The organism is Streptomyces sp. NBC_01197, assembly GCF_036010505.1.
In the GTDB taxonomy this organism is placed as follows: Bacteria; Actinomycetota; Actinomycetes; order Streptomycetales; family Streptomycetaceae; genus Streptomyces.
In genome coordinates this window covers 1,624,788-1,645,947 of record NZ_CP108569.1, presented here as the reverse complement: position 1 = coordinate 1,645,947, position 21,160 = coordinate 1,624,788, and the positions used below count along the sequence as shown (strand labels likewise).

At 69.4% G+C, this 21,160-nt stretch carries 15 protein-coding genes and 3 pseudogenes; 13 read left to right on the top strand and 5 right to left on the bottom strand.

The features are described from left to right. Positions 1-259: 259 nt before the first annotated feature. From OG452_RS07350 to OG452_RS07315, 8 genes are all read left to right on the top strand, one after another. Positions 260-904 (top strand): 2Fe-2S iron-sulfur cluster-binding protein, encoded by a 645-nt coding sequence (locus tag OG452_RS07350; protein WP_327294814.1) that lies wholly within the window; start codon positions 260-262, stop codon positions 902-904. Continuing rightward, positions 901-1,893: an FAD binding domain-containing protein gene (locus OG452_RS07345; RefSeq protein WP_327294813.1), complete on the top strand. Its 993-nt coding sequence runs from the start codon at positions 901-903 to the stop codon at positions 1,891-1,893. The genes OG452_RS07350 and OG452_RS07345 overlap by 4 nt, the downstream gene beginning before the upstream one ends. Next, positions 1,890-4,031: a xanthine dehydrogenase family protein molybdopterin-binding subunit gene (locus OG452_RS07340; protein ID WP_327294812.1), complete on the top strand. Its 2,142-nt coding sequence runs from the start codon at positions 1,890-1,892 to the stop codon at positions 4,029-4,031. The genes OG452_RS07345 and OG452_RS07340 overlap by 4 nt, the downstream gene beginning before the upstream one ends. Next, on the top strand, positions 4,024-5,166 hold the full coding sequence (locus OG452_RS07335) for an XdhC/CoxI family protein (RefSeq protein ID WP_327294811.1): 1,143 nt from the start codon (positions 4,024-4,026) through the stop codon (positions 5,164-5,166). Before OG452_RS07340 ends, OG452_RS07335 begins: the two co-directional genes overlap by 8 nt. Positions 5,167-5,483: 317 nt before the next feature. Then, positions 5,484-8,060, top strand: coding sequence for an ATP-binding protein (locus OG452_RS07330; RefSeq protein ID WP_327294810.1), 2,577 nt, complete (start codon positions 5,484-5,486; stop codon positions 8,058-8,060). Continuing rightward, positions 8,057-8,755 (top strand): response regulator, encoded by a 699-nt coding sequence (locus OG452_RS07325; protein WP_327294809.1) that lies wholly within the window; start codon positions 8,057-8,059, stop codon positions 8,753-8,755. Before OG452_RS07330 ends, OG452_RS07325 begins: the two co-directional genes overlap by 4 nt. 121 nt (positions 8,756-8,876) lie before the next feature. Then, positions 8,877-9,227 carry an OB-fold nucleic acid binding domain-containing protein gene (locus tag OG452_RS07320; RefSeq protein WP_327299539.1) on the top strand — a complete coding sequence of 117 codons (351 nt, stop codon included), beginning with the start codon at positions 8,877-8,879 and terminating at the stop codon, positions 9,225-9,227. Positions 9,228-9,230: 3 nt separating this feature from the next. Further along, positions 9,231-9,974 carry a DUF3159 domain-containing protein gene (locus OG452_RS07315; RefSeq protein WP_327294808.1) on the top strand — a complete coding sequence of 248 codons (744 nt, stop codon included), beginning with the start codon at positions 9,231-9,233 and terminating at the stop codon, positions 9,972-9,974. Between the two features lie 153 nt (positions 9,975-10,127). On the opposite strand, the gene OG452_RS07310 is transcribed toward OG452_RS07315, so the two are convergent. Further along, positions 10,128-10,805 carry a potassium channel family protein gene (locus OG452_RS07310; protein ID WP_327294807.1) on the bottom strand — a complete coding sequence of 226 codons (678 nt, stop codon included), beginning with the start codon at positions 10,803-10,805 and terminating at the stop codon, positions 10,128-10,130. Beyond that, on the bottom strand, positions 10,805-11,473 hold the full coding sequence (locus OG452_RS07305) for a potassium channel family protein (protein WP_327294806.1): 669 nt from the start codon (positions 11,471-11,473) through the stop codon (positions 10,805-10,807). The genes OG452_RS07310 and OG452_RS07305 overlap by 1 nt, the downstream gene beginning before the upstream one ends. Before the next feature lie 235 nt (positions 11,474-11,708). Here OG452_RS07305 and OG452_RS07300 point away from each other — a divergent pair, with 235 nt between their 5' ends. From OG452_RS07300 to OG452_RS07290, 3 genes are all read left to right on the top strand, one after another. After that, positions 11,709-13,820, top strand: a complete 2,112-nt coding sequence (locus OG452_RS07300) for an APC family permease (RefSeq protein ID WP_327294805.1) — start codon at positions 11,709-11,711, stop codon at positions 13,818-13,820. A 165-nt stretch (positions 13,821-13,985) separates the two neighbouring features. Continuing rightward, the gene (locus OG452_RS07295) at positions 13,986-15,314 is read left to right on the top strand and encodes a class I SAM-dependent RNA methyltransferase (protein ID WP_327294804.1); all 1,329 of its coding nucleotides are present in this window, start codon (positions 13,986-13,988) and stop codon (positions 15,312-15,314) included. 156 nt (positions 15,315-15,470) lie between these two features. Continuing rightward, positions 15,471-15,800, top strand: a complete 330-nt coding sequence (locus tag OG452_RS07290; RefSeq protein ID WP_327294803.1) for a hypothetical protein — start codon at positions 15,471-15,473, stop codon at positions 15,798-15,800. A gap of 690 nt (positions 15,801-16,490) precedes the next feature. On the opposite strand, the pseudogene OG452_RS07285 reads toward OG452_RS07290, so the two are convergent. Continuing rightward, positions 16,491-16,787 (bottom strand): annotated as a pseudogene (locus OG452_RS07285) (transposase); the annotation flags it as partial. 406 nt (positions 16,788-17,193) lie between these two features. On the opposite strand from OG452_RS07285, the gene OG452_RS07280 reads away from it, so the two are divergent. Beyond that, positions 17,194-18,456 (top strand): IS110 family transposase, encoded by a 1,263-nt coding sequence (locus OG452_RS07280; protein ID WP_327294802.1) that lies wholly within the window; start codon positions 17,194-17,196, stop codon positions 18,454-18,456. Positions 18,457-18,473: 17 nt separating this feature from the next. Here OG452_RS07280 and OG452_RS07275 read toward each other — a convergent pair. Beyond that, positions 18,474-19,153, bottom strand: a pseudogene (locus OG452_RS07275) (IS5 family transposase); the annotation flags it as partial. Between the two features lie 67 nt (positions 19,154-19,220). Then, positions 19,221-19,421 (bottom strand): annotated as a pseudogene (locus OG452_RS07270) (LacI family DNA-binding transcriptional regulator); the annotation flags it as partial. Positions 19,422-19,833: 412 nt separating this feature from the next. Here OG452_RS07270 and OG452_RS07265 point away from each other — a divergent pair. Continuing rightward, positions 19,834-21,159 carry an ABC transporter substrate-binding protein gene (locus OG452_RS07265; protein ID WP_327294801.1) on the top strand — a complete coding sequence of 442 codons (1,326 nt, stop codon included), beginning with the start codon at positions 19,834-19,836 and terminating at the stop codon, positions 21,157-21,159. The last annotated feature ends 1 nt before the right edge of the window (position 21,160 follow it).

The following is a 21,160-nucleotide window of genomic DNA, read 5'->3' as shown; positions in this document are numbered from 1 at the left end:
GCTAACCGGACAACTGTCCATTACGCTCCCTGCAAATGGACAGCTGTCCGCTTATATTCACCATAGCGGCGATTCGGCCGGCGGGGATACGGCCGGCCGGCTGCCGCCGGTGCCCGTCGTTCCTCCCCAGCCTGCGGTTCTCCCGGGCCCGCCCGGCCGTGCACGGCCGCCGGCCCGGATCCCCCTTGCGTCTCCTCGTTCGACCGCCTGCCGGTCCGTCCTTCCGGCGGACTCCGGCATACGCGAAAGAAGGCTGATCATGGCCCCTGCCCCAGCCACCCCGACGGCGTACAGCGCCAATATCACCTTGAAGGTCAACGGCGAGAAGCACACGCTGCCCGTCGACCACCGCACCACCCTGCTCGACGCCCTGCGCGAGCGGCTCGATCTGACCGGCACCAAGAAGGGCTGCGACCAGGGACAGTGCGGCGCCTGCACCGTCCTGCTCGACGGGCGCCGTGCCGTGGCCTGTCTGCAACTGGCCGTGGCGGCCGAAGGGCGTGAGATAACCACCATCGAAGGCGTCGCCGAAGGCGGTCAACTGCACCCGGTCCAGCAGGCGTTCCTCGACCTGGACGGATACCAGTGCGGCTACTGCACGCCGGGACAGATCTGTTCGGCGGTCGCGGTGATCGAGGAACACGCGGCGGGCTGGCCGAGCGCGGTCACCGGCGATGTGCGGCCCGAGGCGGGGCCGCCCCCGCTGACCGCCGAGGAGATCCGGGAGCGGATGAGCGGCAATCTCTGCCGCTGCGGCGCCTATGTGTCGATCGTGCAGGCGGTCGCCCGCGCGGCGGCGGCCCATGAGCCGGCCACGGAATCCATAGAGCCCTCAGGGGCCACAGAGACCACACGGACCACAGAGGCCGGGACGGCCTCGGCGGCAGATGGAGCGGCGGCATGAAGGAGTTCGGATATGAGCGGGTCTTCGACGTCTCCGGCGCCCTCGCGCTGGCCGGCGCAGATTCCGGCGCCCGCTATCTCGGTGGCGGCACCAACCTCGTCGACCTGATGAAGGCGGGCGTCGAGCGCCCCACCAGCCTCGTCGATGTACGTGAACTGCCCCTGGACGCTATCGAGGCGGCCGGGGGCGGCGGTCTGCGCATCGGCGCGACCGTCACCAACAGCGACCTCGCCGCACACCCCGAAGTCCGCAGAAACTACCCGGCGCTGACGCAGGCGGTGCTGGCCGGTGCCTCCGGACAGCTGCGCAACATGGCCACCGTCGGCGGGAACCTGCTCCAGCGCACCCGCTGCGGCTACTTCACGGACGTGACCAAACCCTGCAACAAGCGCGTTCCCGGCAGCGGTTGCCCCGCCATCGAGGGCGAGCACCACAACCACGCCGTCCTGGGCGCATCCGGCCACTGCGTGGCGATCCACCCCTCGGACATGGGTGTGGCGCTGACCGCCTTCGACGCCGTCGTGTCGTACGAAACGGCCGAAGGCCCCGGCGAGTTGCCGCTCACGGAGTTCTACCTGCCCGTCGGCGACACGCCGCACCTGGAGACCGCACTGCCGCCGGGGGCGCTGATCACCGGCGTCACCCTGCCGCCGGCCCCGGTCGCCGCCTTCTCGCGCTACCGGAAGGTGCGCGAGCGCGCCTCGTACGCTTTCGCCATCGGCTCGATCGCCGCCGCGCTCGACGTCCGGGACGGAGTGGTCCGCGACGTACGCCTGGCCTTCGGAGCGGTCGCGTCCCGGCCGTGGCGTGCCCGGGCGGCCGAAGCGGTGCTGACCGGAGCGTCTGCCGACGCCGAGACGTTCGCCGCCGCCGCGGACGCCGAACTGGCGGCCGCCGAGCCCCTGCCGCACAACGGATACAAGGTGGCGCTGATGCGCAACCTCGTGGTGGCGGTGCTGACCGAACTCGCCGAGGAGGCCGCCCGATGACCACCACCACGACCACCAGACTGCAGAGCGCGGTCGGTACCGCGCACATCCGAGTGGAGGGCCGCGACAAGGTCACCGGCGCCGCCCGCTACGCGGGTGAGATCCCCTTCGCCGAACTGGCCCACGGCTGGCTGGTGCTGTCCACCGTCGCCCGTGGCCGCATCCGCTCGGTGGAGACCGCAGATGTCCTCGCGATGCCCGGGGTGCTCGCCGTCCTCCACCACGGGAACGCGCCGCGCGTCGACTCCGACTACACCGGCCTCCTGGGCGCCCCGCCGGACCCGACCTATGTGCTCTTCCAGCATGACCGGGTGCCGTTCATGGGGTGGCCGGTGGCGCTCGTCGTCGCCGAGACGTCCGAGCAGGCCAGGGAGGCCGCCGAGGCGCTGGTCGTGCAGTACGACGTGGAACCGCACGACGTCGCGTTCACCGCCGGCCACCCGGACGCGTATCCCGCGGACGGCCATATGCCGGCCGTGACCGGGAAGGGCGACCTGGAGGCGGAACTCGCCGCGTCCGCCGTCGTCGTGGACGCGGAGTACACCACTCCGGAAGAGCACCACAGCATGATGGAGCCGCACGCGGCCACCGCCCTCTGGGAGGGCGGCCGCCTCGAAGTCGTCGACTCCAACCAGGGCACCACCTGGGTAGCGGGCGAACTCGCGAATCTGTTCTCGCTCGACCCCGCATCGGTCCGCGTACGGTCCGAACACGTCGGCGGCGGCTTCGGGAGCAAGGGGGCGCGCGCCCACCAGGTCGCCGCGGTGATGGCCGCGACCGTCCTCCAGCGCCCGGTACGCGTTGTGCTGACGCGACGTCAGATGTTCTCGCTCGCCGGATATCGCAGCCCCACGGCGCAGCGGCTCAGGCTGGGCGCGGACGCCGACGGACGACTGCGCGCGCTGGAACACAGCTCCCTGAGCCTCACCTCGTCCGTGCACGAGTTCGTCGAGCCGAGCGCCGCGGTGCCGCGGGTCATGTACGACGCCGACGCCCACCACACGGCCGTCCGGGTGGTACGCCTCGACGTACCGACACCGACCTTCATGCGCGCCCCGGGCGAGGCGCCGGGGTCGTTCGCGCTGGAGTCGGCGCTCGACGAACTCGCCGAGAAGTGCGGCATCGACCCGATCGAGCTGCGCGCCCGCAACGAGCCCGAGCTGGGCCCCGTGTCCGGCCTGCCCTTCAGCGGCCGTAACCTGCACGGCTGCTTCCGTGAAGGCGCGCGCAGGTTCGGCTGGGCGGACCGTGACCCCCGTCCCGGCCTGCGCGCCGACGGGCGCTGGCTGATCGGCACCGGCACGGCTGCGGCCTCGTTCCCGGCGGGGGTCGCACCGTCCACGGCCGCTGTGACGGCGGAGGCGGACGGAACCTTCACCGTACGGATCTCCGCTGCGGACATCGGAACAGGGGCCCGTACGGCGCTCACCCTGGTGGCCGCCGACGCGCTGGAGGCCGCCCCGGACCGTATCCGGGTACGGATCGGCGACAGCGACTTCGGACCGGCGATGATCGCCGGCGGATCGATGGGCACCAGGTCCTGGGCATGGGCGATCACGGCTGCGGCCGGCGAACTGCGCGAGCGGCTCGTGCCCGGCGCCGACATCCCGCCGGAGGGCATCACGGTGCGGTCGGACACCACCGAGGCCGTCGGCGCCCTCGAACAGAAGGAACGCCACTCCTTCGGGGCGCAGTTCGCGGAGGTCGCCGTGGACGTCGCCACCGGAGAGGTACGCGTACGGCGGATGCTCGGCATCTTCTCGGCGGGCCGGATCGTCAACCCGCTCACCGCACGCAACCAGTTCCTCGGCGGAATGGTCTGGGGCATCTCCATGGCCCTGCACGAGGAGGCGGTCCGGGACCGCGCGTCCGGCGGTCACTACGGTGCGGACCTCGCGGGGTACCACGTCGCCACGCACGCCGACGTGCCCGCCATCGAGGCGGACTGGATCGAGGACCCGGCCACCGACGATCCCGACGACCCGGTCGGTATCAAGGGCGTCGGCGAGATCGGCATCGTGGGCGCCGCGGCGGCCATCGCCAACGCGGTCTGGCACGCGACGGGTGTACGCCACCGGGCCCTGCCCATCAGGCCCGACCGCGTCATCATGGCCGGTACGGGGGACCCGCGTGCTTGACATAGCCGATGAGCTGCACCGCTGGGCCGAGGAGGGCCGGGACTTCGCCGTCGCGACCGTCGTCGCCGTCGGTGGCAGCGCCCCGCGCGGCCCCGGCGCTGCCCTCGCCGTCGACGGCGAGGGGCAGGTCATCGGCTCGGTCTCCGGAGGCTGTGTGGAGTCGGAGGTGTACGAGCTGTGCCGACAGGCGCTGGCGGACGGGGAGACGGTCGTCGAACGGTTCGGCTACAGCGACGAGGACGCCTTCGCGGCCGGCCTCACCTGCGGCGGGACCCTTGACGTCATGGTCACGCCGGTCGCCGCCGGCGCGCCCTGGCGGCCGGTGTTCCGGGCGGTGCTGGCCGGCGCCGCCCGGGGGGAGCAGGTGGCGGTCGCCCGGGTCGTCCGGGGCCCGGCCGGACTCCTCGGCAGGGCCCTGGCCGTACGCCCCGACGGCCCGTACGAGGGGACCCTCGGCGGCCAGGCGGAACTGGACCGGACGGCGGCGGCCGAGGCCCGGGCCATGCTGGACTCCGGGCGCACCGGCACGGTCGGTCTCTCGGAGGACGGCTCGCAGTGCCCCGGCGGCCTCACGCTGCTCGTCGAAGCGAACGTGCCGCCGCCCCGCATGATCGTCTTCGGTGCGGTCGACTTCGCCGCGGCGCTCGTGCGCGCGGGCAAGTTCCTCGGCTACCACGTGACCGTGTGCGACGCCCGGCCCGTCTTCGCCACGAGGGACCGCTTTCCCGCGGCCGATGACATCGTGGTCGACTGGCCGCACCGCTATCTGCGGCGCGCCCGGACCGACGGGCGCACGGTCCTGTGCGTGCTCACCCACGACGCCAAGTTCGACATACCCCTGCTGAAGGAGGCGCTGCGGATGCCGGTCGCGTTCGTCGGCGCGATGGGGTCGCGCCGCACCCATCTGGACCGTGACCGGCGGCTGCGGGAAGTCGGTCTGACCGAGGGGGAGCTGGCCCGGCTGAGGTCGCCGATCGGCCTCGATCTCGGCGCCCGCACACCCGAGGAGACCGCCCTGTCGATAGCGGCGGAGATCGTGGCGGCCCGGCGGGGAGGGACGGGCGTGCCGCTGACCGGCTCGGACAACCCCATTCACGGTGACAGGGGGGAGCGCGGGCGAGTGGCGGCTGCCTGAGCCGCGCCGTCCACCGGGCCACCGAGGCCGGCGGGCACTGGCCGTGCGAGCTCGGGAAACGACCGCGCGGAGCCGCTGTGACGCTCAGTGTCCGCCGGTGCGACGGGACCCGTTCGGCCCTGCTTGACCAGGGCGGACCGGGTCCCGCCGCCGTTATCAGGATCGCGTCAAGACACCCGCGTGGGCGGCCCCCCCGTCCGTTATGCCGGAATCCCTGGCCGTAAGGTCGACGGAGAGTACCCAGCTGTTCTCCTGGAGGCGATGTCCTCCGGGAGACGCTGCTCCTCGGAAGACGCTGCTCGAAAGAGAATGGGGCCATGGCGCGAGGCAAGCTTCGGATATTCCTCGGCGCGGCACCGGGCGTCGGGAAGACGTACGCGATGCTGTCCGAAGCCCACCGCAGGGTGGAGCGGGGAACGGACTGCGTCGTCGCCTTCGTCGAGCACCACGACCGGCCGCGCACCGAGGTGATGATGCACGGCCTGGAACAGGTCCAGCGCCGTGAGATCGGCTACCGCGGCGGCGTCTTCACCGAAATGGACGTGGACGCGGTCCTGGAACGCGCGCCCGCCGTCGCCCTGGTCGACGAGCTGGCCCACACCAATGTCCCGGGCTCGCGCAACGCCAAGCGCTGGCAGGACGTGGAGGAGCTGCTCAAGGCGGGCATCGACGTCGTATCGGCCGTCAACATCCAGCATCTGGAGTCGCTCGGCGACGTCGTCGAGTCGATAACGGGCGTCGCCCAGCGCGAGACCGTCCCTGACGAAGTGGTCCGCCGGGCCGACCAGCTCGAACTGGTCGACATGTCGCCCCACTCGCTGCGCCGCCGGATGGCCCACGGCAACATCTACAAGCCCGACAAGGTCGACGCCGCCCTCTCCAACTACTTCCGCCCCGGCAACCTCACCGCCCTGCGCGAACTCGCGCTGCTCTGGGTGGCCGACCGGGTGGACGAGTACCTCCAGCAGTACCGCGGAGAGCACGACATCCGGTCCACCTGGCAGGCCCGCGAGCGCATCGTGGTGGGACTCACCGGCGGCCCCGAGGGCCGCACGCTCATCCGCCGCGCGGCCAGGATGGCCGCCAAGGGCTCCGGCAGCGAGATCCTCGCCGTCTACATCGCCCGGAGCGACGGCCTGACCTCCGCATCACCCAAGGAGCTGGCGTTCCAGCGGACGCTGGTCGAGGACCTGGGCGGCACCTTCCACCACGTCATAGGGGAGGACATCCCGTCCGCGTTGCTGGAGTTCGCCCGCGGGGTCAACGCCACCCAGATCGTGCTCGGCTCCAGCCGCCGCAAGACCTGGCAGTACATCTTCGGCCCCGGCGTCGGCCAGACCGTGGCCCGGGACTCCGGGCCCGATCTGGATGTCCACATCGTCACCCACGAGGAGGCCGCCAAGGGGCGCGGGCTGCCGGTCGCACGGGGGGCGCGCCTGGGGCACGTACGGATCATCTGGGGCTGGCTGGCCGGGGTCGTCGGACCGGCCCTCCTCACCGTGCTGCTGACCAACGTGGACGCCGAGCTCGGCCTCGCCAACGACATGCTGCTCTTCCTGTCGCTGACGGTGGCCGCCGCGTTGCTCGGCGGACTGCTGCCGGCGCTCGCGTCGGCGGCCTTCGGCTCGCTGCTGCTGAACTACTACTTCGCGCCGCCGCTGCATCTGCTGACGATCTCGAATCCCAAGAACATCGTCGCCATCGTGATCTTCGTGTCGGTGGCCGTGGCGGTGGCGTCCGTGGTGGACCAGGCGGCCCGCCGCACCCACCAGGCGGCCAGGCTGCGCGCCGAGTCCGAGATCCTCTCCTTCCTGGCCGGCAGCGTGCTGCGCGGCGAGACCTCGCTGGACGCCCTGCTCGAACGGGTGAGGGAGACATTCGCCATGGAGTCCGTGGCACTCCTCGAACGGAAGAGTGACGTCGACCCGTGGGTCCGCGTGGGCAGCGTCGGGCCCCGGCCGCTGGCCCGCCCCGAGGACGCGGACGTGGACATGCCGATCGGCGACCATATGGCGATGGCGCTCACCGGCCGCGTGCTGCCCGCCGAGGACCGCAGGGTTCTCGGCGCCTTCGCCGCCCAGGCCGCTGTCGTACTGGACCGCAGGCGCCTCGTCGGCGAGGCAGAGGAGGCCCGCAGGCTGGCCGAGGGCAACCGCATCCGTACGGCGCTGCTCGCGGCGGTCAGCCACGATCTGCGTACCCCGCTCGCCGCCATCAAGGCAGCCGTCAGCTCGCTGCGCTCCGACGACGTCTCCTGGTCGGACGAGGACGAGGCGGAGCTGCTCGCGGGCATCGAGGACGGCGCGGACCGCCTCGACCACCTCGTGGGCAACCTCCTGGACGTCTCGCGGCTCCAGACCGGCACCGTCACCCCGCTGATCCGCGAGATCGACCTCGACGAGGTCGTCCCGATGGCGCTGGGCGGGGTCCCCGAGGGCAGCGCCGAGCTGGACATCCCGGAGTCGCTGCCCATGGTGGCCGTCGACCCCGGCCTGCTGGAGCGGGCCGTCGCCAACGTCGTCGAGAACGCCGTCAAGTACAACCCGGGCGACGTTCCCGTCACCGTGGCCGCCAGCGCGCTGGGCGACCGCGTGGAGCTGCGCGTAGCCGACCGGGGCCCGGGCGTCCCCGACGAGGCCAAGGAACGCATCTTCGAACCCTTCCAGCGCCTCGGCGACGCCCCGCGCGGCGTGGGCGTCGGACTCGGACTCGCGGTCGCCCGCGGCTTCGCCGAGGCCATGGGCGGCACGCTCGGCGCCGAGGACACCCCCGGCGGCGGCATGACCATGGTCCTCACCCTGAGATCGGCCGCGGGACCGGCAGGCGCGGGCTCCGCACCGCCGGCCGGCTCCACCCCGGCCACCCCATCGGCAGAAAGGCAGAGCCAGCTATGACCCGGGTGCTCGTGGTCGAGGACGATCCGCAGATTGTGCGCGCCCTTGTGATCAACCTGAAGGCGCGCAAGTACGAGGTGGACGCCGCCCCGGACGGGGCCACCGCACTCCGGCTCGCCGCCGCCCGCCACCCGGACGTCGTCCTCCTGGACCTGGGGCTGCCCGACATGGACGGTGTGGAGGTCATCAAGGGCCTGCGCGGCTGGACCCGGGTGCCCGTCCTGGTGCTCTCCGCCCGCCACACATCGGACGAGAAGGTCGAGGCGCTGGACGCGGGCGCCGACGACTACGTCACCAAGCCCTTCGGCATGGACGAGCTGCTGGCCCGGCTGCGCGCAGCGGTCCGCAGGGCCGAGCCCGTCGGACCGGTCTCCGGCGCGGGCGGCGAGGACGTCTCACTGGTGGAGACCGCGGAGTTCACGGTCGACCTGGCGGCCAAGAAGGTGCAGCGCGCGGGCCGCGACGTCCGCCTGACACCGACCGAGTGGCACCTCCTGGAGGTGCTCGTACGGAACACCGGCCGGCTGGTCAGCCAGAAGCAGCTGCTCCAGGAGGTATGGGGCCCCTCGTACGGCACGGAGACCAACTATCTGCGCGTCTACATGGCCCAGCTGCGCCGCAAACTGGAGGCCGACCCCTCGCACCCCAGGCACTTCGTCACCGAGCCCGGCATGGGTTACCGCTTCGAGCACTGAGACGGTCCGGCGCCTGGACGGTTCCGGGCACTGGGACAGCGACGGTGGCAGGGGATACCGGGGGGCGGGGCCCCGGTACCCTTCACGTATGAGCGCTAAGCCGACCGGCCGCTTCCGCCGGATGATCGACCGGCTGTCGACCTCGCAGGAGGATCTGCACTCCGCGGAGCTGCAGGAGGACTCGCAGGCCACGGGGTGTACCCGGATCTCCGAATGCACCGACCGCCAGATCGTCAAGGTGACTGGTACCTTGCGCACGGTCACCCTGCGTCCCCGGGCCGGTGTGCCCGCCCTGGAGGCCGAGCTGTTCGACGGCACGGCCCCGCTGGACGTGGTGTGGCTGGGGCGGCGCTCGATCGTCGGCATAGAGCCCGGCCGAAAGCTGATCGCCTCCGGCCGGATCTCCATGAGCCACGGCCGGCGGGTGCTGTTCAACCCCAAATACGAACTGCGACCGCTCGGACAGGAGTAGCCGGTGACGTCTCCCGACAAGCCGACCACAACCGACCAGGACACCGCTGACAGAGGCGTCACGGAGGCAGCGCTCTTCGAAGCCTTCGGCGGAGTGCGGGGCATGGTCGAGACCGTGCTCCCGGGCCTGCTGTTCGTGACCATCTTCACGATCAACAAGGACCTGAAGACCTCCGCGATCGCCGCCGTAGCGGTCTCCCTGGTGCTCGTCGTGGTGCGGCTGGTCCGCAGGGACACCGTCAAGCACGCCTTCAGCGGTGTCTTCGGCGTCGCGTTCGGTGTGGTCTTCGCGATGATGACCGGCAACGCCAAGGACTTCTATCTGCCGGGCATGCTCTACACGCTGGGCCTGGCTCTCGCCTACCTCGTCACGGCGGCGGTCGGTTTCCCGCTGATCGGCGTGATCCTCGGGCCGGTCTTCAAGGAGAACCTCTCCTGGCGCAACCGCAACCCCGGCCGCAAGACGGCGTACGCGAAGTCGAGTTGGGCCTGGGGGCTGATCCTCCTCGCCAAGTGCGCGATCCTCTTCCCGCTGTACTGGTGGGCCGACACCACGCAGTTCGGCTGGGTGCTGATCGCGCTGAAGATCCCGCCGTTCCTGCTCGCGGTCTACCTCACCTGGGTCTTCCTGGCGAAGGCGCCGCCGCCCATCGACGTTTTCGCGGAGATGGAAGCCGAGGAGAAGGCCGAGAAGGCCGAGAAGGCCCAAAGGGCGGCCGCCGCCGAGGCACAGCGCGGCGAGGCGTAAACGGCGTCAACCACAGGGTCACAAAGCCACAGGGCCACAGGGCATGTGGAGCCACAGAACCACCCGCACACGCGGAACGCCGTACCGGGATCGATCCGGTACGGCGTTCCGCGTGTGCGGGCAGCTCGTACGGTGTGCTGCCGGCCGGAGCGGTTACCCGGCCGCGCCCTCCCGGCGTACCGACAGCAGGTCCTCCAACTGCTCCTCGCGCGCCTGCGCGGCCACGAACAGCAGCTCGTCGCCCGCCTCCAGGGTCTCCTCCGGGCTCGGCGTCAGGACGCGCGTGCCGCGGATGATGGTGACCAGCGAGGTGTCCTCGGGCCACGCCACCTCACTGACCTGGGTACCGGCCAGCGCCGACTCCGGTGGCAGCGTCAGCTCGACGAGGTTGGCGTCGCCGTGGCTGAAGCGCAGCAGCCGGACGAGATCGCCGACGCTTACGGCCTCCTCGACCAGCGCCGACATCAGCCGCGGCGTGGAGACTGCGACATCGACGCCCCAGGACTCGTTGAACAGCCACTCGTTCTTCGGGTTGTTCACCCGGGCCACGACCCGCGGTACCCCGTACTCCGTCTTCGCGAGCAGCGAGACCACCAGGTTGACCTTGTCGTCACCGGTCGCGGCGATCACCACGTTGCACCGCTGCAGCGCCGCCTCGTCCAGTGAGGTGATCTCGCAGGCGTCCGCGAGGAGCCACTCGGCCAGCGGCACCCGCTCCACCGAGATCGCGGTGGGCGCCTTGTCGACCAGCAGGACCTCGTGCCCGTTCTCCAGCAGCTCGCCCGCGATGGAACGACCCACCGCGCCGGCCCCGGCAATAGCCACACGCATCAGTGACCGCCCTCCTCGGGACCTCGGGCGAAGGCCGCCTCGACCTTTTCGACCTCGTCCGTGTGCATCATGACGTGCACCAGATCACCCTCCTGGAGCACGGTCCGGGACGTGGGGAGCGTCGCCTCACCCAGACGGGTGAGAAACGCGACGCGCACGCCCGTCTCCTCCTGGAGCTGGCTGATCTTGCGGCCGATCCAGGCAGCCGACGTATGCACCTCCGCGAGCTGCACACCCCCGCTCGGGTCGCGCCACAGCGGTTCGGAGCCGGACGGCAGCAGCCGCCGCAGCATCTGGTCGGCGGTCCAGCGGACAGTCGCCACTGTCGGGATACCCAGGCGCTGGTAGACCTCGGCACGGCGGGGGTCGTAGATGCGGGCGGCGACGTTCTCGATCCCGAACATCTCGCGGGCTACCCGCGCCGCGATGATGTTCGAGTTGTCCCCGCTGCTCACCGCGGCGAACGCACCGGCCTCCTCGACACCCGCTTCACGGAGGGTGTCCTGGTCGAAACCGACTCCGGTGACCCGGCGGCCGCCGAACCCGGCGCCGAGACGGCGGAAGGCCGTGGGGTCCTGGTCGATCACTGCGACCGTGTGCCCCTGCTGTTCCAGGGTCTGCGCGAGAGCGGCTCCCACTCGCCCGCAGCCCATGATGACGATGTGCACGACCGTCCTTCCACACGTCCGTAAATTTTCGGTCATAACTGTTCCACCGGAAAAAGGCCCCGGCCGAGGAATAAAGACTCTCAGACAAGCGGCCAAGCTACACACGCGCGGTGCGGGTGGGGAGCCCTGTGCGGAAAGCCTCTGACAAGGACGGGGAAGTTCCGTTGTGACGAGTCCGTGGCGATGAGGGGGTGGGGGTGCGCGCCCCCTATATCGAACGCTTACGATCCTCACCGTGTCCAAACTGACCGACGTGCCCAAACGCATCCTGATCGGCCGGGCGCTGCGCAGCGACAAGCTGGGCGAGACCCTTCTCCCCAAACGCATCGCGCTTCCCGTCTTCGCCTCCGACCCCCTGTCCTCGGTGGCGTACGCCCCGGGAGAAGTGCTGCTAGTCCTCTCCGTAGCGGGTGTGTCGGCCTACCACTTCAGCCCGTGGATCGCGGCTGCCGTTGTGGTGCTGATGTTCACCGTGGTGGCGTCCTACCGGCAGAACGTGCACGCCTACCCGAGCGGCGGTGGTGACTACGAGGTCGCCACCACCAACCTCGGGCCGAAGGCCGGGCTCACCGTGGCCAGCGCCCTGCTCGTCGACTACGTCCTCACCGTCGCGGTGTCGATCTCGTCCGGCGTCGAGAACCTCGGCTCGGCGATCCCCTTCGTCGTCGAGCACAAGGTGCTCTGCGCCGTCGGCACGATCGTGCTGCTGACCCTGATGAACCTGCGCGGTGTGAAGGAATCGGGGAAGCTTTTCGCCATTCCGACGTACGTCTTCGTCGCCGGCGTCTTCATCATGATCGCGTGGGGCGCCTACCGGGGCTTCGTGCTCGGCGACACCATGAAGGCCCCGACCGCGGACTTCACGATCCACGCCGAGCGGAGCGGCCTCGGCGGTTTCGCCATGGTCTTCCTGCTGCTGCGGGCTTTCTCCTCCGGTTGTGCGGCGCTCACCGGTGTCGAGGCGATCAGCAACGGCGTACCGGCCTTCCGCAAGCCGAAGAGCAAGAACGCCGCGTCCACGCTGGCGCTGATGGGCATCCTGGCTGTCACGATGTTCTGCGGGATCATCGGCCTCGCCATGGCCACCAAGGTGCGGATGGCGTCCAACCCCGCCGCCGATCTGCTCAACCACGGTGTCCCGCTGGGGTCCGGCTACAACCAGGACCCGGTGATCTCGCAGGTGGCCGCCGCCGTGTTCGGCAACGGCACGTTCTTCTTCGTGGTCCTCGCCGCGGCGACCGCTCTGGTCCTCTTCCTGGCCGCCAACACCGCGTACAACGGCTTCCCGCTGCTCGGCTCGATCCTCGCCCAGGACCGCTACCTGCCGCGCCAGCTGCACACCCGGGGCGACCGGCTGGCCTTCTCCAACGGCATCGTGCTGCTCGCGGGTGCGGCCGTGCTGCTCGTGGTGATCTACGGCGCGGACTCGACACGCCTGATCCAGCTGTACATCGTCGGCGTGTTCGTCTCCTTCACCCTCAGCCAGACCGGCATGGTCCGGCACTGGAACCGCCACCTGGCGACGGAGAAGGACCCGAACAAGCGCCGCCACATGATCCGTTCGCGTGCGATCAACGCCTTCGGCGCCTTCTTCACCGGTCTGGTGCTGGTCGTCGTCCTGGCCACCAAGTTCACCCACGGCGCCTGGGTCGCCCTGCTCGGTATGGTGATCTTCTTCGGGACCATGACCGCAATCCGCAAGCACTACGACCGGGTGGCCGACGAGATCGCGGCACCGGACGAGCCGTCCGACGACAGCCTGCGCCCGTCGCGCGTCCACTCGATCGTGCTGGTCTCCAAGCTCCACAAGCCGACGCTGCGCGCGCTCGGCTACGCGAAGCTGATGCGCTCCGACCACCTGGAGGCGCTCTCCATCGGCGTGGACCCGGCCGAGACGAAGGCGCTCAAGGAGGACTGGGAGCGGCGTGGGATCAATGTGCCGCTGAAGATCCTGGACTCCCCGTACCGCGAGATCACCCGGCCGATCATTGAGTACGTACGGGGCCTGCGGCGCGAGAGCCCGCGGGACGTGGTCTCCATCTACATCCCCGAGTACGTGGTGGGGCACTGGTACGAGCACGTCCTGCACAACCAGAGCGCCCTGCGCCTGAAGGGGCGGCTGCTCTTCACCCCTGGTGTCATGGTCACCTCGGTTCCGTACCAGCTGGAGTCCTCGGAACTCGCGAAGAAGCGCGCGAAGAAGCGGGCGGACTGGAACGCGCCGGGTGCGGTGCGCCGTGGCCCGGTGGCCAGGCGGTCCGACGAGGCCGTGGGCGCTGCCGGCGGGAAGGGCGCTGTCGGTGGGAAGGGCGGCAAGGATACGAAGGACGCGAAGGGCAAGAGCTGAGCGGACCGGACCGGGCCGGGCCGGACGGGATCGGCGCGGACCGGAACCTCCCGGGCCGTCCCGCCCCGATCCGGTATCCGGCTGGTGAAGAGCCGGGCAGCGCCCACGTAGACTGGTGGGTCGTTGTCCGGCTGTTCCCTTTTGACCTTCTGGAGTCCCCCCGCCATGCAGACAGAACCCACGTCATCGCTGGTCGGGGAGGAGTACGAGGTCGAGGTCGGCCCCGTCGCGCACGGTGGCCACTGCATCGCCCGCAATGAGGAGGGCCGTGTCCTCTTCGTCCGGCACACCCTGCCCGGCGAGAAGGTCGTCGCCCGGGTGACCGACGGCGAGGAGAACTCACGCTTCCTGCGGGCCGACGCCGTCCGGATCATCGAGGCGTCCAAGGACCGGGTCGAGGCGCCGTGCCCGTTCGCGGGTCCGGGCCGGTGCGGCGGCTGCGACTGGCAGCACGCCAAGCCGGGCGCACAGCGCAGGCTCAAGGGAGAGGTGATCGCCGAGCAGCTCCAGCGGCTGGCGGGCCTCACCCCGGAGGAAGCGGGCTGGGACGGCACCGTGATGCCCGCGGCCGGTGACAAGCTGCCGGCGGGCGAGGTGCCCGCGTGGCGTACCCGGGTCCAGTACGCGGTGGACGACCAGGGCCGGGCGGGCCTGCGCAAGCACCGCTCGCACGAGGTCGAACCGATCGACCACTGCATGATCGCGGCGCCGGGCGTCACGGAACTGGGCATCGAGAAGCGCGAGTGGCCGCAACTGGCATCCGTCGAGGCCATCGCGGCCACCGGCTCCAGCGACCGCCAGGTCGTCCTCACCCCGAAGCCGGGCGGCCGGCTGCCCCTGGTCGAGCTCGACAAGCCGGTCTCCGTGCTGCGCGTCGAGGAGCACGACGGGGGAGTGCACCGGGTCCACGGCCGCCCCTTCGTCCGCGAACGGGCCGACGGGCGCACGTACCGCGTCGGCATGGGCGGCTTCTGGCAGGTCCACCCGCAGGCGGCCGACACCCTGCTGAAGGCCGTGATGCAGGGCCTGATGCCCCGCAAGGGCGACACGGCGCTCGACCTGTACTGCGGTGTCGGCCTGTTCGCGGGCGCGATCGCCGAACGGGTCGGCGAGCAGGGCGCGGTGCTCGGCATCGAGTCCTCGAAGCGCGCGTGCGAGGACGCCAGGCACAACCTGAAGGAACTGCCGAGGGTCCGCATCGAACACGGCAAGGTCGAAGGGGCCCTGCCCCGCACGGGCATCACGGAGACCGACCTGATCGTCCTGGACCCGCCCCGGGCGGGCGCGGGCAAGCAGACGGTCAAGCACCTGACATCCCTCGGCGCCCGCCGCATCGCCTACGTCGCGTGCGACCCGGCGGCGCTGGCCCGGGACCTGGCGTACTTCCGGGACGGGGGGTACCGGGTGCGGGTGCTGCGGGCGTTCGATCTGTTTCCGATGACTCACCACGTGGAGTGTGTCGCGATCCTTGAACCGGTCGCCAAGCCGTCCTGACCTGCGGTTTTGTGCGTGCGCATTATGTGCGGTGTGGGCGTTACGGGCGATATCTTGACGCTGAAATGACGCTCGTTCCGAAGGGGTGTCAGGCTCACTGAAGTGCTGTTCAGGCCGCGGGCAGCGACGACAGTCGACCGGGGGTCTCTGAGAAAAGTGTCCCTGCGCGGCTGGAAGCCGGAATACGGACGATGGAACGGAGCTGACCTGCTGCCAGATGTCGTGGGTGGGGGTGTCTGGTTCTTCGGCGAGTTCCAGGTCGACAGCCGGGGTGTCGCGAAGGTCTGTGGATGTGACGGGGTGCACGCCGTACACGACGGCGGCAGACCATGCCTGGGTGTCATCTGGCTGGGGCATAATGACGAAGCCTTTGGCGCGGACGGGGAAGACGCTGTAAAGGCCGAGCGCTGCTCCGAACCGGGCGAAGTTGGTCTCCACGAGGTCGCGGTACCCGACGAGGGCGCCGCGCAGGACATCGGCCGGTGATCGACCGCGTCAGCTCGGGTGAATAGGTCTGCCCTATGTAGCGCGAAGGGCCTTCGGGTCGGTCGGGTTCGGGGCAAGGGTTCTCCAGGACGTCGCCCCGGACGTGCTGCAACTGCGTGTGGAGCCAGCGGACGTCCTCGGAGTCGAAGCTCGGTCTTCCGCCACGTTGCCACGTGGACCGGACTGTGTTCGCGGCGTGGGCCATGAGAGCGTCCACTTCGGCACGCAGACGGTCCAATGCGATCTGCCGGGCGACTCTGGTGCCATTCCCGTTCTCCATGATCAGTCGCGCGAGGAACCAGACGCGTTCGTCTGCAAGGTGACGTGGAGGGAACGGGAAGGTCGCGCTGCCGCAGGCGGCGGATCAGGGGCTGGCGGAGTCGATCACGGGCCCACTTCCAGCGTGCCAGATCTTGGCGGGGTGCCTCGAAGAGGCTTACGTCGTGAAAGTGTCGGAGCCACTGCCTTCTACCGAAATCAAGGTCGGCTCGGACGGTCACGTCTTTTTCGAGTATGCCGTCACGGGCGTGGCCGATGATCAGTGTGTTGTCACTCAGCAGCCGGACACCCCAGGGAGCGAGCCGTCCGCGATGATGAGGAAGGAGCTGCGGCCCCAAGTCGCCGAGGCCCTGGATCCAGGCGACCATGCCTTCCCGAAGCCAGCTCCCTAGGGCCTGTGTGGAGTTGTGATCAAGGCTGTGATCCGAGGTGTCGGATCCAGAGGAGACCGGCGCATAATTCGAGTCCGGCCTGGTAGCTTTCAGGCTTTTTGTCGTAGCGGACGGCGAGGCCACGCCAGTCCTTGATCTTGTTGATGGTGCGTTCGACGCTGTTGCGGAGCTTGTACAGCTGCTTGTCCCAGGTGACGGGCCGTCCGCCGTGTGAGCTGCGGTTCTTGCGGTGGGCGGCCTGGTCCTTCTTCTCGGGGATGACTGCTTTGATCCCGCGTTTGCGCAGGTGGGAACGGTTCTGGCGGGACGAGTACGCCTAATGGGAAGCGAAGGTCGGCGCATGCTGGCCCTCAAGGCGCGAGCCGAGCCTTGGAGTATGCCCGGGTCTGAGAGCCCTGTTGACAAGACGAGGCCGGCTCGCGCCCAGCGATGGTCTCCAGGCGTTCAGAATGACATGCAGATCCGTCCATGAAGGCATCCCAACGGCCTCGTTGGCGCAGGCGATGGCCTTTCGGTTTGCTGTTCGTAGTCCGAGCCGGTTGTGCGGATCACCTCTCACCTCTGCCTTGAGCTTCCAGCTCTGACACGGACCGGGGGCCGCATGACTCGCTGGGGTTGCGAACGGCTGGTGGGATGACGTGCCTTGAGCACTTCCATTAGGGAGCACGCGCACCCTGCACAGGCTCTGGCCCGGGAAAAGAGTCGCAACGAAGGAGGACCGGATGGAGATCACCGGATTACCGACGCCCGTGTTCTGTGGTGTGGACTGGGCCGAAGACCACCACGACATTGCACTGGTCGATGCTGGCGGAAAACAACTCGCGAAGGTACGGATCGCCGATGACGCTGCCGGGTTTGCCCAGCTCACGGACCTGCTGACCGAGCACGGCGATAGCGAGAATGCCCCGATCCCCGTGGCGATCGAGACATCACGCGGACTTCTTGTCGCCTGCCTGCGGTCCACCGGTCGGCCGGTCTTTTCGATCAACCCGCTAGCAGTTGCCCGCTACCGGGACCGCCACTCCGTCGCCCGCAAGAAGTCAGACGTCGTCGACGCCGCGGCCCTGGCCAACATCCTGCGGACCGACATGGCAGCCCACCGGCCGCTGCCGGAGGACTCCGAGCTCGTCCAGGCCATCGCCGTGCTCGCCCGGGCCCAACAAGACGCCGTCTGGGCCCGCGGCCAGGCCCACAACAAGCTTCGCTCCCAGCTCAGAGAGTTCTACCCAGCGATCCTCGACGCCTTCGCCCAGCACAAGCACGGACTGTGTTCAAGGGAAGCCCGCAGCATCCTGGCCGCAGCACCGACCCCTACCATGGCTGCGAAGCTGACACGGCGACGCCTGCAGTCGCTGCTCAAGCAGTCCGGCCGGGTCCGCGGCATCCAGGCCGAAGCCGAAAAGCTCCACGAGGTCTTCCAACGCGACTACCTCCACCAGCTCCCGCAGGTCGAGGCGGCTCTCGGGCATCAGACGTCCGCTCTGCTCAGGCAGCTGAACACCGCCTGCGACAACGCCGACCAGCTCGAGGCAGCCGCCACGCGGGCCTTCGAAGAGCACCCGGATGCGCCCGTCATCCGCAGCTTCCCGGGTCTCGCCTCACTGACTGGCGCCCGGGTCCTGGCGGAGATCGGCGATGACCGGGCCCGATTCGCCAGCGCCGGATCCTTGAAGGCCTACGCGGGAAGCGCGCCGGTCACCAGAGCCAGCGGCAAGAGCTGCAAAGTCATGAGCCGGAAGGTCAAGAACCAGCGACTGGCTGCCGTCGGATACGTCTGGGCCTTCGTCTCTCTCACCAAGTCACCAGGCGCCAGAGCCCACTACGACCGCCGACGAGCAGCCGGCGACCGACACGTCGCAGCACAGCGAAACCTCTTCAATCGCTTCATGGGCATGCTGTTCCACTGCCTCCAGAACGGTCACACCTACGACGAAGCAATTGCCTTCCCACAGCACCCAATCGGACATATAGCAGCGGCAGCTTGACGCTTATCCGCGTGGGATGCCTTGTCGCCCGCGACTGCGTCGGGCCGGGAGCGGGGCCGGCCGACCAGGCCGGGGACGCGGATCTTGTTCAGGACGGGGATGAACTGCGGGCTGTCCCCGGCCTGCCCCGCAGTGATCTTCAGCGAGAGGGGCAGGCATTGCGGCACGCAGGACAGGTGCGTCTTCGTGGTCAGTCCGCCGCGGGAACGCCCCAGGCCGGCGGCGGCGAGCCGGGCCTTGCGGCGACGCCTCACGCGTCGTCGTTCCTCCCGCTCCGGGTCCAGTTGCCCGTCTTGTTCCTGACTGGTGCCCCTTTTTCCGCGGCAGCCTTCTCCAACGCGTCCAGGGTCTCGGGCTCCACGATCGTCCCGGCAGCATCATGGTGGGCCCGGACTGTGGTCGAGTCCACGCTGACCAGCGACAAGTCGACCAAGCCCCGCTTCGCCGCCTCGGCAATCGCGCCCTGGAAGACCGCGGTGAACACCCCGGCATCCCGCCACTGCCGAAACCGGCCGTAAACGGTGGACCAGTGCCCGAACCGTTCGGGCAACTCCCGCCACTTCGCCCCGTTCCTGAACCGCCACACGACGCCCTCGAAGTGCGCCCGCAAGTTCTCCGGGTACGGCCCGTACTCACCGACCGGCAGGAAGGGAGAGATGAACTCCCACTCAGCATCTGTAAGTTGAGGTCGAGACACCCCACCGTTTTACTCCACAGGCCCGACCCTCCTGGGTCGGGGCCCCACGAGATCACAACTCCACACAGGCCCTAGCGCGCGCGGCCGTGTTCGGGACGTAACCGAGCTCCGCTATCGCGGCCTCGACGGCGGCCCGGGTGGCGTCACTAACCCGCGGTGACCCGTTGATGACCCGCGAGACCGTCCCCCGCCCCACACCAGCCTGGGCGGCGACATCTCCGAGGGTGGGCCGACCACCACTACGCCCCCGCGCTCCGTGGCTTGCCATGGGCTCCGCCTTTCTCACCGACGTTCCTGTGCTGGCCTGGAATCTAACAGTGCGGGGTATCGGGGTGGCGGGCTTTCGGGGCGCAAGCCCCAGACCCTGCTTTGCCCGCACAGCCTCGTCCGCGGATGGGAGCACATCGAGCTCACTGGACGGGCGCCGTCCGACGCATTCCGGGCACCAACTCCGGCTAGCTAACGACCGGATAACTGAACACATCCCTCCGTGTCCGTTACCTTGACACCCGGCCTTGAACCGGCAACCCTTCAACACATCACCTATGGGAGCGCTCCCACACTACCCGACACATACACATCCCATACGTTCCCCGCCCGAGCCGCAACAAGCAACAGACAGGCCCAGCAGTGCAGTTGGCCGGGGGGACGGCACGTCAGGGCGCAACAGGAGGACGTAAATGCGAGCACGTACCCAAACCGCCTCACGGAAGGCGGTCGTCCTGACGGCCATCGTGTCGCTGGGCGGAGCGTTGCTGGCCGGCTGTGCCGAAGACAGTGGTGGCGGCAGCGACGACACCAGCGGTGGCGGCAGCGGCAAGATGACGATCTCCATGGGCCTCTTCGGTACGCAGGGCTTCAAGGAAGCCGGCCTGTACGCCGAGTACGAGAAGCTCCACCCGAACATCACGATCACAGAGAACGTCACCGAGCGCAACGAGAACTACTACCCCGCACTGGTCAACCACCTCACCACCAACAGCGGCCTGCAGGACATTCAGGCCGTCGAGGTCGGCAATATCGCCGAGGTCGTACAGACCCAGGCGAGCAAGCTGGAGGACCTCTCCAAGATCTCGGGCGTGGACCAGAACAACTGGCTGAGCTGGAAGTGGCAGCAGGCCACCACCAAGGACGGGCAAACCGTCGGGCTCGGCACCGACATTGGGCCGATGGCGATCTGCTACCGCCAGGACCTCTTCCAGAAGGCTGGCCTGCCCACCGACCGGACGGCGGTCGGCAAACTGTGGGCGGGCGACTGGAGCAAGCTGGTCACCGTGGGTGAGCGCTACAAGAGGAAGGCCCCCGCGGGCACCTACTTCATGGACTCCCCCGGTGGTCTGATCAACGCGATCCTCTCCAGCCTCAAGGAGAAGTTCTACGACTCCTCCGGCAAGGTCGTCTACAAGACGAACCCGGCCGTCAAGACGGGCTTCGACCTGGCCGCCAAGGCCGCCGCGGAGGGGCTGGTCCAGTCGCAGACCCAGTTCCAGCCGGCGTGGAACCAGACGATCGCCAACAGCAAGTTCGCCGCGGTGGCCTGCCCACCGTGGATGCTCGGCTACCTGAAGGGCCAGTCGAAGGCCGACGCGACCGGCAAGTGGGACGTCGCAGCCGCGCCGCAGGCCGGCAACTGGGGCGGCACCTTCCTGACCGTGCCGAAGGGCGGCAAGCACGTGAAGGAGGCGGAGCAGCTGGCTGCCTGGCTCGCCGCCCCGGCCCAGCAGTCCAAGCTCTTCAGCGTGCAGGGCAGCTTCCCGAGCGCACCTGCCGCCTACGACCTGCCCTCGGTCAAGAACGCCAAGAACGCCATGACGGGTGACGCGCCGATCGGCCAGATCTTCGCTGAGGCTGCCAAGGCCATCCCGCAGCAGCCCATCGGCCCGAAGGACCAGATCATCGGCGCCGGGCTGGGTGACAACGGCGTGATCCTCGTGACGAAGGGCAAGTCCGCGGCAGATGCCTGGCAGACGGCCACCAAGACGATCGACAACAATTTGGAGAAGTGAC